General features: G+C 44.5%; 13 protein-coding genes. 1 reads left to right on the top strand and 12 read right to left on the bottom strand.

Annotated features, from left to right (window positions below):
- Nucleotide 1: 1 nt before the first annotated feature.
- From BWI44_RS11350 to BWI44_RS11310, 9 genes are all read right to left on the bottom strand, one after another.
- Nucleotides 2-1,021 (bottom strand): efflux RND transporter periplasmic adaptor subunit, encoded by a 1,020-nt coding sequence (locus BWI44_RS11350; protein ID WP_007662199.1) that lies wholly within the window; start codon nt 1,019-1,021, stop codon nt 2-4.
- A 21-nt stretch (nt 1,022-1,042) separates the two neighbouring features.
- Nucleotides 1,043-2,395, bottom strand: coding sequence for a TolC family protein (locus BWI44_RS11345; protein WP_044532185.1), 1,353 nt, complete (start codon nt 2,393-2,395; stop codon nt 1,043-1,045).
- 34 nt (nt 2,396-2,429) lie between these two features.
- Complete coding sequence (locus BWI44_RS11340) at nt 2,430-3,089, bottom strand: TetR/AcrR family transcriptional regulator (RefSeq protein WP_044532186.1); 660 nt, start codon at nt 3,087-3,089, stop codon at nt 2,430-2,432.
- A gap of 168 nt (nt 3,090-3,257) precedes the next feature.
- Nucleotides 3,258-4,754, bottom strand: coding sequence for a histidine ammonia-lyase (hutH, locus tag BWI44_RS11335; RefSeq protein WP_138292382.1), 1,497 nt, complete (start codon nt 4,752-4,754; stop codon nt 3,258-3,260).
- Nucleotides 4,751-5,380, bottom strand: coding sequence for a cyclodeaminase/cyclohydrolase family protein (locus BWI44_RS11330; RefSeq protein ID WP_138292383.1), 630 nt, complete (start codon nt 5,378-5,380; stop codon nt 4,751-4,753). Before BWI44_RS11330 ends, hutH begins: the two co-directional genes overlap by 4 nt.
- 20 nt (nt 5,381-5,400) lie before the next feature.
- Nucleotides 5,401-6,654 carry an imidazolonepropionase gene (hutI, locus tag BWI44_RS11325; protein ID WP_138292384.1) on the bottom strand — a complete coding sequence of 418 codons (1,254 nt, stop codon included), beginning with the start codon at nt 6,652-6,654 and terminating at the stop codon, nt 5,401-5,403.
- Between the two features lie 44 nt (nt 6,655-6,698).
- Nucleotides 6,699-7,598, bottom strand: a complete 900-nt coding sequence (gene ftcD / locus BWI44_RS11320; protein ID WP_138292385.1) for a glutamate formimidoyltransferase — start codon at nt 7,596-7,598, stop codon at nt 6,699-6,701.
- A 99-nt stretch (nt 7,599-7,697) separates the two neighbouring features.
- Entirely contained in the window at nt 7,698-9,674 is a 1,977-nt protein-coding gene (gene hutU, locus BWI44_RS11315; protein WP_138292386.1) for a urocanate hydratase, read from the bottom strand.
- A 113-nt stretch (nt 9,675-9,787) separates the two neighbouring features.
- Nucleotides 9,788-10,414 carry a DUF6563 family protein gene (locus BWI44_RS11310; RefSeq protein ID WP_117705895.1) on the bottom strand — a complete coding sequence of 209 codons (627 nt, stop codon included), beginning with the start codon at nt 10,412-10,414 and terminating at the stop codon, nt 9,788-9,790.
- Nucleotides 10,415-10,776: 362 nt separating this feature from the next.
- Here BWI44_RS11310 and BWI44_RS11305 point away from each other — a divergent pair, with 362 nt between their 5' ends.
- Nucleotides 10,777-12,588 carry a MutS family DNA mismatch repair protein gene (locus BWI44_RS11305; protein WP_117705897.1) on the top strand — a complete coding sequence of 604 codons (1,812 nt, stop codon included), beginning with the start codon at nt 10,777-10,779 and terminating at the stop codon, nt 12,586-12,588.
- A gap of 39 nt (nt 12,589-12,627) precedes the next feature.
- On the opposite strand, the gene BWI44_RS11300 is transcribed toward BWI44_RS11305, so the two are convergent.
- From BWI44_RS11300 to rplQ, 3 genes are all read right to left on the bottom strand, one after another.
- A complete protein-coding gene (locus tag BWI44_RS11300; protein WP_117691264.1) occupies nt 12,628-13,167 on the bottom strand; it encodes a DUF8460 domain-containing protein in 540 nt (179 codons plus the stop codon).
- Nucleotides 13,168-13,278: 111 nt separating this feature from the next.
- Nucleotides 13,279-13,713 (bottom strand): DUF8440 family protein, encoded by a 435-nt coding sequence (locus BWI44_RS11295; protein WP_117691263.1) that lies wholly within the window; start codon nt 13,711-13,713, stop codon nt 13,279-13,281.
- Between the two features lie 172 nt (nt 13,714-13,885).
- A partial coding sequence (gene rplQ, locus BWI44_RS11290; RefSeq protein ID WP_286813640.1) for a 50S ribosomal protein L17 occupies nt 13,886-14,372 on the bottom strand: 487 nt, incomplete at its 5' end.

Here is a 14,372-nt window from a genome sequence, read left to right as displayed (position 1 = left end):
ATTATTTCTCTACTTCCACTTCTACCCCGTCAGCCAACTTGGACTGTCCTGCAATGACTACCTGCGAGTTGTTATCCACACCGGAAATCAACTCATATTCCGTATCCATACGACGTCCCAGTTCCACTTTGTTATAAGAAACTTTCCCGTCCTTATATACATAAACATAGCGGTCGCCGGAACCGGCACGTTTTACGATAGCCAAATCGGGCACAACTACGTGATCCTGCGTTCCGAAGTTCAGCGTTACACGGGCAAACATACCCGGACGGACTTTCTGGTCGCGGTTAGTCAAACGCACTTCAACAGGGAAAGTACGGGTATTCGGATCAATGGTCGGATAAACCAGATTTATCGTTCCTTCAAACTCTTCGTCACCATACACATCTACTTTAACAGCTACGGGAGCCCCCTTCTTTACTTTCGCAAAGTAGCCTTCGGAAACGTTGATCATCAGTTTCACCGGAGTGATCTGTTCCACTACCAATACCGGTTCGCCGCCACTGTACATATCACCATTATCGTAATTACGCGCCGTTACCACACCATTAATGGGGCTGAGTAATGCGGTATTTTCCAACAGATTCTTATACGTAGTCTTCTGTACGTCCAATGCCATCTTGGCTGCATCCCATTCGGATTTGGAAGTACCGCCTACCTTATATAATTCGTCGGTACGCTTGAACTCTATTTCCTGATTATCCAGACGGAACTTAGCTTGCTTCAGGTTGGCAGCGTCCATCTGTACCAATTTCTGCCCCTTAGATACACGGTCACCCACTTCCACAAATATCTGGTCAATACGCACCGGGGAAGAAGGAGCAATATTGTTTTTCACTTCTGCCTGAACAGTAGCGGTATATTCCTGAATCTGGTCTACGGGACGTGCGGTCACAGAAGCCAGTTTAACTCTCGGTTTTTCATCTACCTTCTCGGCTGTAGCCTTGTCTTTCTCTCCACCACTGCATGAGCCCAGCAGAGCAACTGCCACCAAGGCAATTAATTGAATACTTTTTTTCATATCGTTGTGATTTTTCTTTTTTTACTTATTAATTAAATAGTCGCGACCCAAAACCTGGTCAAGGTCAGCCTTAGATACCAGATAATCGTAAATAGATTGGTTATACGTCAGTTCAGCCTGAGTTAATGATACTTGTGAACTGTTCAGTTCCAACACTGTACCTTTACCTACTTCATAGCGTTTACCGGCTATTTCCACAGCCTTCTGGGCCTGCATTACATTCTCTTTATTACTTACCACTTGCTCTGAACTTGCTGCCATATTATTCTGGTAGCTGGTAATCTGCATGTTCAGTTTACGCTCCGTATCCGTGCGGTTTTCCTTTAACTGATTGATTTGAATTCGTGCGGTCTTCAGTTTCGTAAAGTTACTGGCTTTATAAAGAGGAATATTCAGGGTAAATACCAAAGCAGAACTCCCACCCCAACTATAGTCGAAGACATTCCAGTTATTATTATACAATGACTGGTATTGATAAGAATAGTTCATTCCCAGTGTCGGCATGAAGTTTGTCTTCAGGGACTTCAGATTCTGATTGAGCATCTTCATGTTCAGGTCGAATTGCTTCATTGTGGTATTGTTTACCAAACCTTCATTCAGTTCATTCAACTGGTTAGCAAACAAATCGGTCTCATAATTAGCCAGATTATCGGCAATCTTGAGATCAAAATCTTCCGTTATCCCCATCAGCACTTTCAGCTGAAGTTTGGATAAGGTAACGGCATTACCCGCTGAAATGACATTCGGCTTCACACTACGCATCTGTACTTCAGCGCTAATCTTATCAAATTCGCTGACGGCTCCCTGCTGGTATTTTGCATTAACCACGTTATAATTATCTTCCGCCAATTTATAACTCTTCTGCAAAACTTCATAAGAATCTTGCGCCAGCATCAACTGATAATACGCTTTAGTAACCTGGTTCACCAGATCCTGCTTAGAAGCACGGGATTTTTCTACCGCCAATTCTATGTCGGTTTTCGTCATAGACATTGCTTTGTAGACCGAAGGAGCAAATAACGGTAAGCTGATATTCAAAGTTCCACTTACTGTATTCGAATCGTCCTGCCCCATTTTGAAAGACTGACCGCCGAGGTTCATCTGGGCTGCCGTAATCGTATGGTTCCATGTTCCGCCAATACTGGCTTCTGGCAACAAACTTTGCCAAGTCTCCTTGTTAGCCACTTTTTTCAGGGCTATTTCCTCTTCGGCAACCTTTATGGTCGGATTATCGCTGAGTGCAATTTCCAGTGCTTTGTCGAGGGTCAAGGTTAGGGTTTCTTTTGTTTCCTGTGCCTGCACGGAGCCTACAGCCCACGCCAAAACCACAGTCAACATCATCTTTTTGCCTACTAAAATTAGTTGTCTGTCCATAAAAAATCAATCTATATGTTTAAAGATTATTGGGTCATTCCGAACTGGCTTGTCGCTTCTGCCGGTACTCTTGAATGAATTCTTCCAGTTTCCGGGCTCCTTTCTCTGTCGAAATTCCCCGAAGGTATGTGAACATGATAGACTCATACACTTCGAGAAAAGAATATTCTTTGCAAAGGTCTGTATTCATCAGCAAGTCGAGCTGTTCGCGCACCAACAGGTTTACAATAGAAAAATTAACATCATCGCGGAAATAGCCTTGCTTTATACCCAATTTAAAGAAAGCAATTGTCTCTTCAGAGTCACGGTTACGACGCTTTATCAACATATCATATACCTTGGGGTATTTCTTGATATCTTCAAAGAACTTTTTATTCGTATTATGGAACTTCTCAATGCTCCTTTGATAGAGCTTTAACAAAACTTCCAGTACATTAGAGGCTTTTTCGTAGACTTCCTTCACATACGTATCCCCCTCGTCCTGAGCCCTTCGGAGGCACTCCATCAGTAATGTTTCTTTATCAGCAAAGACTTCATATAAAGTACGTTTGGAGATGCCTAGTGCTGCCGCAATATCATCCATCGTAATACTTTTGATACCGTGGGTAACAAAAGATTGCAGAGCAGTATCAACGATACGCTCCCGTAACTCCAACCTCGAAGGGTGCTCTTTCATGTTGTCGCCCGTTTTCATTCTATTGTTTCTTTAGATTTTTAGATTTCAAGCAGAGGAATGTCCTCTTTCGGAATAAAACTGGGCAAATATAGAAAGAAAACTCAACCTATAGATTGAGTTTTCTTGTTAGGTTCGCTATATTAATATTTATTAAAGATATAGCATATTTATTGGCAAGAATAACGATTAGTAATCGAACTTTGTGCGGTTCAGGAAGGCAACTGTTTTATGAATCTCTTTGTACATGACAATATCGTCTTTAATAAAAGGGACTTCCTTGCGATATTCATTCAGGAAGCGTTCCAAAGCAAGAGAGGTCTTTAACGGGCGACGGAATTCGATCCCCTGTGCGGCATTCATCAATTCAATGGAGAGAATATGTTCCAGATTGTCCATGATGCGATACAATTTGGTAGCTGCATTAGCTCCCATGCTGACATGATCTTCCTGTCCGTTGGAGGAAACAATGGAATCACTGCTGGCAGCATAGCAATACATCTTATTCTGGCTGACCATGGAGGCAGCAGCGTATTGCGGTATCATAAAACCGGAGTTCAGACCGGGATTGGCCACCAGAAATTCGGGCAAACCACGCAGTCCCATAATGAGCTGTGCCACCCGTCGCTCGGAAATGTTACCTAATTCAGCAAGGGCAATACCCAGGAAGTCATAAGAAATGGCAAGCGGCTGACCGTGGAAATTTCCACCGGAGATGATGCGGTCTTCATCAGGGAAGATGGTTGGATTATCCGTTACGGAATTGATTTCAGTCAGTAAGACAGAAGAAACATAACGAATAGCATCTTTTGTTGCACCATGTACCTGGGGAATACAACGGAAAGAATACGGGTCTTGCACATGGGCTTTGTATTGAGCAATGATTTCACTACCTTCCAAGAGCTTGCGGAAATTATCGCCAGTCTCGATTTGCCCCCGATGCGGACGGATTTGCTGGATGCAATCCATAAAAGGATCGATACGCCCATCAAAAGCTTCGAGGGAAAGAGCGGCAATAAGGTCGGCTTTCTTGGAAAGGCGGAAAGCTTTCAGAATGGCAAACACACCATTGGCGCTCATAAACTGCGTACCATTGAGCAGGGCAAGGCCTTCCTTACTCATAAGCTTCACCGGCTCCCAACCAAACTCATCGAGGACACTGATGGCCTCACGCTTCTTACCTTTATAATAAACATCGCCCACACCGATAAGCGGCAGGAAGAGATTGGCAAGGGGAGCCAGATCACCGGATGCACCGAGCGAACCACGGTCGTAGACAATGGGCATCACATCGTTATTGAAGAAATCGAGGATACGCTGCACGGTAATGACTTGTACGCCACTATGTCCCAGAGAAAGGGCATGGGCCTTGAGCAGCATCATTAATTTGATGATGACGGGACGTATCTCTTCACCGACACTGCAAGCATGACTCTTAATCAGGTTTTCCTGCAAAGTACCCAATTCGTCAGGAGATATATTTTTGCTGCACAAGGAGCCGAAGCCTGTGGTAATGCCGTACAAAGGTTCTTCGGACTCGGCTATCTTATGATCGAGGTAGTCGCGGCATTTTTGTATCCGTTCTTTGGCTTCGGGAGCCAGTTCCAGTTTCAGATTCTCGTTGATAATTCGTTCGATGATGTCGAATGTGAGTTCACCGGACCCTACATGATAGACGTTTTTCATACTCGTAGTTCTTGGTTAACAACATCCAATACTTCTTTTTCACGGTCACAAGCCATGCGTTCCAGCACATCGGCTTCTCTTTGGAGTTCATCTGCAAAGGTTTTGTCTTTGATGGAACCCAAGTTGATGCGGACGTTCAGCAGTGCACCCAGCACAGCAGTGCGGGCGGACATCATGGCCACACAAGCATCAGTCACTGCATTACGATTTCCCAAACGGGCAACATCGGCAATCACCGACATCAGTTCGTAAGCATTACGAGCTACTTGCATGGGGACTAGGGCGGCATACTTAGTAGCTTCCTGGATGGCAGCGCTGCGGGCAGCTTTTTCTTCATCGGTAGCCTTAGGCATCTTGAAGCAGGCAAATACGGCATCATAAGCTTCCGAGTCACGATCTATATCAGCTACGAATACGTCTTTCTCGCTCAGTGCGAGAGAAGCAATATGGTTCATAAGTTCCTCGTGTTCTTCGTAATTCTTCTTGCCGATGGTGAGGTTGGCAACCATAGCGGCAAGCACCGAAGCTACGGCGCCGTTCAAGGCAGCAATGCTTCCGCCACCGGGGACAGGATCACTGCCCGCCACTTTATTCAAGAATTCTTTTACTGTCAAATCAACTAACATGGTATTTTTCTTTAAAGGTTTTACAATACAGGATAAATCACACCTTCTTTAATGGTGGTATTTACGCAATTCATACCGACATAGTAAGGCAGAAAATGGTAATTATCAGAATTCAGCACTACAAAATCTCCCTTCTTGCCTACTTCGATGCTACCGATACTGTCCGCCCGGTTCAAGGCAGCAGCCCCGTTCAGGGTGAGGGCAGTGATAGCTTCTTCAATAGTAAGACGCATATAGATGCATGCCAAGGCAAAAGTCAACGGAATGGATCCGGAGAAACAACTGCCCGGATTGAGATCCGTGGCAAGGGCTACGGCACAACCGAAATCAATCATTTCACGGCCGCGTGCATAAGATTCTTTCAGGGCAAAAGCTGTAAGAGGAAGCAAAGTTGCAACAGTTCCGGCATCCCGCATTGCACGAATACCAGCATCGGATACATGCAACAGATGATCTGCGGAAACAGCGGAAAGCTCGGCAGCCAGTTCGGCACCACCCAGCGGAACGATTTCATCGGCATGGAGTTTCAATCCCAAACCATATTCCTTGGCGGCTTGTAACAAACGGCGGGATTGCTCGACGGAGAAAACGCCTTGTTCGCAAAAGACATCACAAAACTCGGCCAGTTCGTTCTTGGCAACGCAAGGCAGGATATCACTGATAATGAAATCAAGGTATTCGTCCGTACGTCCCTTATATTCTTCGGGTACGGCATGCGCACCCAGAAAAGTGGATACAATATCTACCCGCTTATGCTCGTCATTATTCAGGCTACGCATGACTTTGAGTTGCAGAAGCTCCGTTTCCTTATCCAGTCCGTAGCCGCTCTTGCCTTCTACAGTAGTGACGCCCATGTTACTCATTTGCTTCAAAAAGCCTTCGGCTTTGGAACGTAGCTGAATAAAACTACATTCGCGGGTGGCTTTTACAGTGCTTACAATGCCACCACCACGCTCCATAATAGACATATAGCTTTCCCCTTTCAGTCGCCAAGAGAACTCTTCGGCACGTTCGCCACCAAATACAAAGTGGGTATGCGAATCGACGAAGCCGGGTAACAGGCATTTGCCACGGGCATTGTAGTGCCAGTAGCGTTGATAATATCCGTCACGCATCTCGCCCCGGGAAGGGCCGACATAGGAAATGATACCGTCGGTTACTTCTATTGTAGCATTATCAATGATGCATAGTTCCCCCATCTCTTTGCCGCAACGGGCGGAAAAGCCGATGGGGGTTACAACGCGGGCATTGAAAATTATCAGGTTCTCGGTCATACTAAAACTTTATTTGTGTAATCTGTATAAATTGGTGTCTTGCCTTATTCTTCCATAATCCTCGCCTCAAGCACTTGTTGCATAGAGAAATTCTCTAAACCAAGATAATAAGAAGCTGCATCAATGAGCGCCTCCATCGGAACAAGGCCGATAATCTCACTCCCCACAATGCTGACTCCATAACGGCGTGCCTCCACACGGGTCAGTTCAAAAGCACGGTAAAGGGCAGTACGGGTATAGTCTGTCATATTGATGGAGACCTGAGTAATACCCCGGTCTTTCAACTCTACTCCCATTGCTTTGCAATAACGCAGGCCACCGCCAATGAAACGAATCTTCTTGGCAATATCATGTGCAATATCCAGGTTAGGTGTATTCAGGTTGATATTGTAGGCTACCAACGGCATACGGGCACCGATAGCAACGGTTCCGGCAGTGGCATGGCGTTCGGCAGGACCAAAGTCGGGCTGCCATTCGGGTAGCTTTATCTTTTCTGCCATACCTTCGAACTCACCTTTGCGCACGGCAGCAAGATTTTCGCGATGTGGAGCAGATGCGGATTTCTCATAAAGAAAGACAGGAAGACTATAGCGTTTACTCACCTCTGCACCTACTTCTTTGGAAAGGGCGATAGCTTCTTCCATCGTCACATTCTTGATGGGAATGAAAGGAACCACATCTACGGCACCCATACGGGGATGTTGCCCGGTGTGATGGTTAAGGTCAATAAGCTTTACAGCAATACCGATGGCTTCAAGCACGGCATCACGAAGGGGTTCCGGTTCGCCTACTACAGTTACCACCAGCCGGTTGTGGTCTTCGTCATTACTGTAGTCCAGGAGTTTTACACCTTGTTTACCACGGAAAGGGGATATGATTTGATCTATTTTCTGCAAGTCACGTCCCTCGCTGAAGTTGGGGACACATTCGATGATTTTATTCATGATCTTTTTAATTAAGGATGGAGAATTAAGAATTAAGCTGCACTATGCGAGCTGCACCGCAAGGTAATTCTTCATTCTTAATTCATAATTCTTCATTTATTACATGTATTTATTTACTAATTCGTCATCAGCCACGTAGGGCATCGTGATATGATAACCGTCGGCATGTGTCCGGTTAAACTCTTCACTCGTTTCCATAGCATGTTCATTGCGTGCCCATGAACGTCGGGCCACACCGCCCATCACGTCCCACAACATAGCCGAACGAAGTATTTCATCCACTCGCTCACTACCATCGCATACCATACCGAAACCGCCATTTATGGCTTTTCCAATACCCACGCCACCACCATTGTGCAGTGCTACGAGGCTCATGCCACGGGCACAGTTTCCGGCAAAACATTGTACGGCCATATCCGCCATGACATTGCTTCCATCTTTTATATTAGAAGTTTCGCGGAAAGGAGAGTCCGTACCGCTCACATCGTGATGATCGCGTCCCAACATAATAGGTCCCACCTCACCATTGCGCACCATTTCGTTGAACTTCAACGCTATCTTCATACGCCCTACCGCATCTTGATAAAGAATACGCGCCTGAGTACCTACCACAAGATTATTCTTCTCCGCATCGCGTATCCAATTATAGTTATCCAAATCCTGGCCGCGACGGTTCGGATCAATACATTCCATCGCTGCATGATCGGTCTTTATCAAATCTTCATGTTTACCACTGAGACATACCCAACGGAAAGGCCCGTAACCGTAATCAAAAAGTTCCGGCCCCATAATATCTTCTACATAACTGGGGAATATAAATCCATTCTTATCATCTTCTTCTTTGGCAATCTCACGAACTCCAGCATCATAAACAGCTTTCATAAAGGAGTTTCCATAATCGAAGAAATAGGTACCCTGCTCTACAAGGGCTTTTATAGCCCGGAAATGGCGCGCCAACGATTCATTCACCAGTCTACAGAATTTCTGCGGGTCTTCGTGCAACAGACTTGTACGTTCAGCGAAAGTAATTCCCACCGGACAATATCCGCCTTCGTAAACGGCATGGCAGGAAGTCTGGTCAGAAAGCAGGTCTATATGTATATTCCGGTCTACAGCATATTCCAGCAGGTCAACGATATTCCCATGATAAGCAATGGAAATCGGTTTCTTGCCATCCATCGCCTCATGCGCCAGCGAGAATGCTTCAGAAATAGAGTCCGTGACGTGCCCCACCCAACCTTGCCGATGCCGGGTTTCAATGCGTGACATATCTACCTCGGCTATAATGGAAGCTGCACCCGACATCTCTGCGGCCTTAGGCTGAGCACCGCTCATACCGCCCAAACCAGAAGATATAAACAGGTGTCCGCGCAAATCACCGTTCTGGGGAATACCGAGTTTCATACGTCCGGCATTCAGCAGAGTATTGAAGGTGCCATGCACAATACCTTGAGGACCAATGTACATCCAGCCTCCGGCAGTCATCTGTCCGTAGTTGGCCACTCCCATTTGCATGGCCACGTGCCAATCCTTCTGGTTGTCGTAAAGACCTACCATCATGGCATTCGTAATAATCACGCGTGGTGCATCGGGCTTAGAACGGAATAATCCCAGAGGATGCCCACTTTCAATAACGAGTGTCTGATCTTGAGTCAGCACTTCAAGATATTGTTTAATGAGACGATACTGCATCCAGTTTTGGCAGACCTGTCCCGTTTCACCGTAAGTGACGAGTTCATAAGGATAGAGGGCAATGTCGAAGCAGAGATTATTGTCAATCATCACCTGGAAAGCTTTGCCTTCAATGCAATTTCCTTTGTAAACATCGATAGGTTTCGCTTTGAGGTCGCCTTGCGGACGATATCGGTAGCCATAGATACGCCCGCGGGTACGAAGTTCTTCCATAAACTCCGGAGCGAGGGTCTCGTGTAATTCTTTGGGGATATAACGCAATGCGTTCTTTAACGCCGTGGCAGTTTGTGCGGGCGAAAGTGTGAAGCCACGGTCGGGTGCCCTCCGGATACCTTCTACGAAAGTGGGGTAAGGGGGCAATGTGTTACTTAAGGTTATTTCCATAACATACAGGATGAAAGGTTACAAAATGTCATCAGTTTACTTCCGTAAGCTGCCGCAATATAGAAATAAATCCCGATATCAGCAAGTGATACCGGGATTTATTTATCATTTAGTCATTTTAGGCGTAGTAAGTATTTACCTGTAACTTCCGCACTTTCACTGCTTTCCTGTAAGAAGGCGTTCAGAAGTTCCGGCTCATTTTTTAGTAGCTGTAACATTTTGTCTTTTCCTACGAACTCTACTTTACCCGTTTCCGGATTCAGTTCATAATAAACCCGCGCATTGACCAGCCCCGAAGCGGCAATGGCCGTACCGACATCTCCACCCAGCTTCGTAGCGTCAGCAGGTTGTGTGGTACTTGCCGCCACAGAACCTACAGGCTGTGCACAGAAATAAATTTTCCCCTGTATCCAAGTGGCAGGGGCATACCAACCGCCGAAACGGAAACGTTTATAACGCATCTTCTTGCAGTTGACGTATAACGTCGAGTCCGACCTCACCGCATAACAACGGGATTTCAAGTATCGGCAAAGACCGGGATTGTCATCTACCGAGATACGATAGTCGGCCCCCCCCATCAACAGAATCTGATTCTTAGAGCGCTTTTCTATCTTCAATGTGGAAAGTGTGTCGCCACGATCTTCCACCAGTTCCTTCAAATTGGCATATATCACTTGCTGGGCGCTCCCATGCAAAGCAACCAATAATCCGAATATGCCTAATAACCACCACCTTTTCATACCCCAAGCTTTTCTTTCTAAAACACTTTTATCTGAGCGAAAGTTACATTATTTATCCAAGAAGAGCAAATTATTGAAAAGAAAAATGCAATTACGGCAGATTTATGTTCATGCATATTTATACTTGGACTTATCTCTGCACTGCATAATATACTTCAAAACTACGAGTAACTGGAAAAATAAGCAATACTCATCAGAAGGATATCTAAGGCAAAAATCTGCTACCTCGATGGAAAAAAATAGTTTCTCTTAAAGGAAACACAATTACAGGTACTAAGTCCTTGATTAGGGCAAGAGAAAGCACATGAAGCATTTGGTTATAAAGCAAGCTTATTTTACCTTTGCGGCAAAGAGACAATAGAATGGACACAATCAATGAAATAACCGCCACTTATCAGCACATCGCTGAAGAAGGACGTTCGGAGTTAAATAAAGTACAAAACAAGATTTACCGCATAGGCTCACTGCGATTATTGTTATTTGTTGCAGGAATTGCGGGAGTTATATATTTCTGGTCATCAGGTTGGATAGTATTAACGGGGATCATTACCGTTACACTTCTGCCTTTTATCCTATTGATAAAGTATCATAACCGGCTGTTTCACCGGAAAGATTATCTGGAAAAAAAGATTGCAATCAATGAGCAAGAACTTTCAGCGCTGAATTATGACACATCCTCTTTTGAAGACGGAGCAGAATTTATCGATCCGGCACACCTGTACAGTTATGACCTAGATGTGTTTGGTCCACATTCCCTTTTTCAGTATATAAACCGCACCTGTACGCAACTTGGAAAAAGCTTGTTAGCCAATTGGCTGGGCACGCATCTGGTAAATAAGAAAGAGATAGAATCCCGACAGGAAGCCATTCGTGAACTGGCACCGAAATTGAACTTTCGACAAGAATTCCGCATTCTGGGACTGCTCTATAAAGGAAAAGCTGCTGATGAAGATGAATTAAAGGCATGGGCTAAGAGTCCCAGTGTCTTCCGGAAAAATGTTTTCTTTCGCATGCTACCGCTATTGGCGGGTGGAATAAATATCTTATGTATAGCATTGGCTATTGCAGGCATTATTCCGCTCACTGTTTTCGGTATTCTATGGTTATGCTTTGTTTTTGCCAGCTTTTGTTTCACTAGTAAAATCACTAAAATGCAAGCTGTCTACGGAAAGAAGCTACAGATATTAGCAACGTATGCCAATCTGCTCCGACTTATAGAGAACCAACCCATGAAAAGTCCGATATTGAAGGAAGTGAGAGAGTGGATCGGTGATGAAAAACAAACGGCTTCTCACTCCATCCAGCGTCTAAGTAAGCTTATGAACGAACTCGATCAGCGAAACAACGCCTACATATATGCCACCCTCAACGGATTATTCTTCTGGGAAATCCGCAAAATCATACAGATTGAAGGATGGAAAGAGCAATATGCTTCTGAACTGCCACGCTGGCTGACAGCTATCGCTCACATGGATGCTCTGTGTTCACTGGCCACATTCGCCTATAATCATCCGGATTATTCCTACCCTATTATTACCACCCGGTCTTTCAGTCTCCACGCCACATCTATGGGACATCCACTGATGAACCGCGACAAATGTGTACACAACGACATTGATATAGAAAAACGTCCCTTCTTCATTATTATCACCGGTGCAAATATGGCAGGTAAAAGTACGTATCTTCGTACGGTAGGGATCAATTATCTGCTGGCTTGCATCGGTACCCCCGTTTGCGCCCGAAGTATGGAACTGTATCCAGTTCAGCTCATCACCAGTCTGCGCACTAGCGACTCCCTGAATGATAACGAATCCTACTTCTTTGCAGAACTGAAACGTCTGAAACTTATCATCGACAAACTGCAAGCCAGTGAAGAGCTTTTCATCATCCTTGATGAGATTCTAAAAGGAACCAACTCCATGGATAAACAGAAAGGTTCGCTTGCCCTTATCAAGCAATTCATGACTTTACAGGCAAATGGCATCATCGCTACTCACGACCTGATGCTCGGCACGCTTGCCGACATTTATCCTGATGACATCCGTAATTACCGATTCGAAGCCGACATTACAGGTAATGAACTGACTTTTTCTTATCGTCTGCGCGAAGGAGTAGCTCAGAATATGAATGCCTGCTTCCTGATGAAAAAAATGGGGATAGCCGTTACCGACTGATCCCCATAACTTTAAAGTTAAGTCCAGAAACCCTGAGGGTTAGTTCACTTTACACTTCGCCAAGAAAGCCGATATGGTTGCTGCGTCGTTCCCTGTATAATAATGCACAGAGGTTACCGGAGTGTATGTATAAGGCACAAACTGAAACAACTGAACGGCTGCAAATTTATTATCTTGAGAAAGTATAACATCCAAACGTACATTACCGCTTCCTTCACTCTTTACACCATCTTCAGTAGAAAGCTGGCCCTTTTCAATCATCTCTTTCAACTTGCCCATGTGCTTTAAATCGAAGAATACACTCCGCTCTTTAGTAACACTTCCTGTCGGAATATATACCACTTCTTTAGATTTCCAGAACAAACGGAAGATTCCTAAAAGGAAAAATGCAGTGCCCAACACCATCAACAACATGCTTAATGTAGATGAACGGTCAGTAATTTCAAAAGTAGATGCGAATACAAGAACACCTAACAGTAACAGTGCCACTGAAAAAATAAGTCCTGAAACACTTGTGCGTTTTGCGATATCTGGGTGGGTAGACGCAAAAATAGTTGCGTCAATTGCTTGAGTTGCCATAATTTAAATCGTTTAAAATGAATAAAAGTTTAACTGATAAAACATACAAATAATAATCTCGTACAGTCTATGACCACATGAGGCAAAAAAAATCTGAATTCATTCAAACGTCTAAATGATAATTCGTCTGAGTGTAAATACATAATATTCACACGCAGGATGGCAACGATAGGAGGTGCTGGTATCAAACAACTTCGAGCGATGCAACGATAATGCACCGTCACGATGAGCCAGCCGCTCTATCATGTCTTTTAATGAAAGGATATATTCTGTTGTATATGAGCGCTGTGCACGTGAGAACGTGAGCAACTGAGTAGTTCCAGCGGAACTTGCAAGTTCTGCATCTGACAAGTATGGCAATTGCGGAGCTGGAATATAACTTCCCTGCCGAACATCATTTCGCTGTGCATTCCCTTCTTCTCCTAAACCAGTCTGAGCAGCAATAGTTATTGCATCTACCGTCTGTACGGTAAATGCATCACTCACACTTCCACAAAAGGCAGCTGCAAGGATCAGAAATAATATCACTTTTAGGAACTTTGCCATATCTATTTGCAAAGATAACAGTTTGTTTCATTTAATTGTTTAATAGTAGAACCTTTTAATGAATGTTTAGGAAAGATATATCTTCTTTCCTCCCAAAATATCCGAATGCAGAGTAACAAAAAAGCCGCCCCTTTCACAAGAGACGGCTTTTATATTGAAAAGAATAGTCGATTTATTCAGCTTTAGCTTCTTCAACTACCGGAGCTTCAGCTACCGGAGTTTCTGCCGGAGCAGCAGCTTCAGTAGCTTTCTTAGAACGGCGGGTACGAGTAGCTTTCTTAGCAACTTTTTCCTTAGCCATGTTCTCATTGTAGTCAACGAGTTCAATAAAGCACATTTCAGCGTTGTCACCCAGACGGTGTCCTGTCTTGATGATACGAGTATAACCACCCGGACGATCAGCAATCTTCACAGAGATTTCCTTAAACAGTTCCGTCACAACTTGCTTGTCTTGCAGATTGCTGAATACAACACGACGAGAGTTGGTCGTGTCATCCTTTGACTTCGTGATCAAAGGCTCAACAAACTTCTTCAAAGCTTTAGCCTTTGCAACGGTCGTAGTGATTCTTTTGTGCTTAATCAAAGAACATGCCATATTAGACAACATCGCATTTCTGTGAGAAGCAGTACGACCTAAATGGTTGAATTTCTTATTATGT

The sequence above is a fragment of the Bacteroides sp. Phil13 genome, from assembly GCF_001940965.1.
Classification (GTDB): domain Bacteria; phylum Bacteroidota; class Bacteroidia; order Bacteroidales; family Bacteroidaceae; genus Bacteroides; species Bacteroides intestinalis.
The sequence above is the reverse complement of the archived record's forward strand: the minus strand, read 5'-3'. Positions and strand labels throughout refer to the sequence as shown.

What these genes read in the sequence shown, in the direction of transcription:
- BWI44_RS11350 (WP_007662199.1), bottom strand. Translation starts at nt 1,021, where the DNA reads ATGAAAAAAAGTATTCAATTAATTGCCTTGGTGGCAGTTGCTCTGCTG.
- BWI44_RS11345 (WP_044532185.1), bottom strand. Translation starts at nt 2,395, where the DNA reads ATGGACAGACAACTAATTTTAGTAGGCAAAAAGATGATGTTGACTGTG.
- BWI44_RS11340 (WP_044532186.1), bottom strand. Translation starts at nt 3,089, where the DNA reads ATGAAAACGGGCGACAACATGAAAGAGCACCCTTCGAGGTTGGAGTTA.
- hutH (WP_138292382.1), bottom strand. Translation starts at nt 4,754, where the DNA reads ATGAAAAACGTCTATCATGTAGGGTCCGGTGAACTCACATTCGACATC.
- BWI44_RS11330 (WP_138292383.1), bottom strand. Translation starts at nt 5,380, where the DNA reads ATGTTAGTTGATTTGACAGTAAAAGAATTCTTGAATAAAGTGGCGGGC.
- hutI (WP_138292384.1), bottom strand. Translation starts at nt 6,654, where the DNA reads ATGACCGAGAACCTGATAATTTTCAATGCCCGCGTTGTAACCCCCATC.
- ftcD (WP_138292385.1), bottom strand. Translation starts at nt 7,598, where the DNA reads ATGAATAAAATCATCGAATGTGTCCCCAACTTCAGCGAGGGACGTGAC.
- hutU (WP_138292386.1), bottom strand. Translation starts at nt 9,674, where the DNA reads ATGGAAATAACCTTAAGTAACACATTGCCCCCTTACCCCACTTTCGTA.
- BWI44_RS11310 (WP_117705895.1), bottom strand. Translation starts at nt 10,414, where the DNA reads ATGAAAAGGTGGTGGTTATTAGGCATATTCGGATTATTGGTTGCTTTG.
- BWI44_RS11305 (WP_117705897.1), top strand. Translation starts at nt 10,777, where the DNA reads ATGGACACAATCAATGAAATAACCGCCACTTATCAGCACATCGCTGAA.
- BWI44_RS11300 (WP_117691264.1), bottom strand. Translation starts at nt 13,167, where the DNA reads ATGGCAACTCAAGCAATTGACGCAACTATTTTTGCGTCTACCCACCCA.
- BWI44_RS11295 (WP_117691263.1), bottom strand. Translation starts at nt 13,713, where the DNA reads ATGGCAAAGTTCCTAAAAGTGATATTATTTCTGATCCTTGCAGCTGCC.